At 69.0% G+C, this 1,208-nt stretch carries 1 protein-coding gene and 1 pseudogene; both read right to left on the bottom strand.

Going from position 1 to position 1,208, the window contains the following annotated elements:
- The coding region (locus tag JCM19049_RS14650; RefSeq protein ID WP_279403301.1) for an aminotransferase class III-fold pyridoxal phosphate-dependent enzyme at window positions 1–461 on the bottom strand (461 nt) is incomplete at its 3' end.
- Window positions 462–1,208: pseudogene (gene hemB, locus JCM19049_RS14645) on the bottom strand (porphobilinogen synthase); the annotation flags it as partial.

The following is a 1,208-nucleotide window of genomic DNA, read 5'->3' as shown; positions in this document are numbered from 1 at the left end:
CCGGCCGAGGCCAGCAGCCCGTCCAGGTGCCCGTGGTAGCAGCCGGCGAACTTGATGATCAGCTCGCGCCCGGTGTAGCCGCGGGCCAGGCGGACCGCGGTCATCGTGGCCTCGGTCCCGGTGGAGACCATCCGCACTCGTTCCACCCCGCCCATGCGCTGCTTGATCAGCTCACCGAGCTTCACCTCATCCGGGGTGGAGGCCCCGAAGGACAGCCCCTGGTCCACCGCGCGGTGCACGGCGGCCTGGATCTCGGGGTGCTGGTGCCCCAGCAGGGCCGGGCCCCAGGAGCAGACCAGGTCCACATACTCGTTGCCGTCCACATCGGTGAGGTAGGCGCCCTTGGCGCTGGCCATGAACGGGGGCACCCCGCCCACGGAGCCGAAGGCCCGCACCGGGGAGTTCACGCCCCCGGGCATGACCTCTTGGGCCCGGGCGAAGAGTTCATCTGATTTCGACATCTACTTCTTTCCTTCGTTCAACCAGCCAGCCACTTCGGCGGCCCAATAGGTCAGGATCTGCTGTGCCCCGGCACGCCGGATGGACAGCAGGGATTCAAGGATCGAGCCTTGCGGTCGATCCAGCCGTTCGCGGCGGCGGCTCGATCATCGAGTACTCCCCGGAGATCTGGTAGGCGGAGACCGGCACGCTGCAGGCCGCGGCGATGTCCGCAACGATGTCCAGGTAGCTCATGGCCGGCTTAACCATCACCATGTCCGCGCCTTCGGCCAGGTCCAGTTCGACCTCCACCAGCGCCTCGCGGCGGTTGGCCGCGTCCATCTGGTAGGTGCGCCGGTCCCCGACCAGCTGGGAATCCACGGCCTCGCGGAACGGGCCGTAGAAGGCGCTGGCGTATTTGGCGGCGTACGCCAGAATCGCGGTGTTGGTGTGCCCGGCCGCTTCCAGGGCCTGGCGGATCGCGGCGATCTGCCCGTCCATCATCGGAGGCCCAGCACATGGCGCCGGCCTCGGCGTGCATCACCGCCATCTGCGCGTAGATGGCGTTGGTGGCGTCGTTGTCGACCTGGCCGTGGGCGTCCAGCACGCCGCAGTGGCCGTGGGAGGTGAATTCGTCCAGGCACACGTCGGACATGACCACCAGTTCGTCCCCGACCTCGGCGCGCACCGCGGCGATCGCCCGGTTCAGGATCCCGTCCTCGGCGATGGCCCCGGAGCCGGTCGCATCGCGCACCGCGGGCACGCCGAAG

The sequence above is a fragment of the Arthrobacter sp. JCM 19049 genome (genome assembly GCF_001310435.1).
The sequence above is the reverse complement of the archived record's forward strand: the minus strand, read 5'-3'. Positions and strand labels throughout refer to the sequence as shown.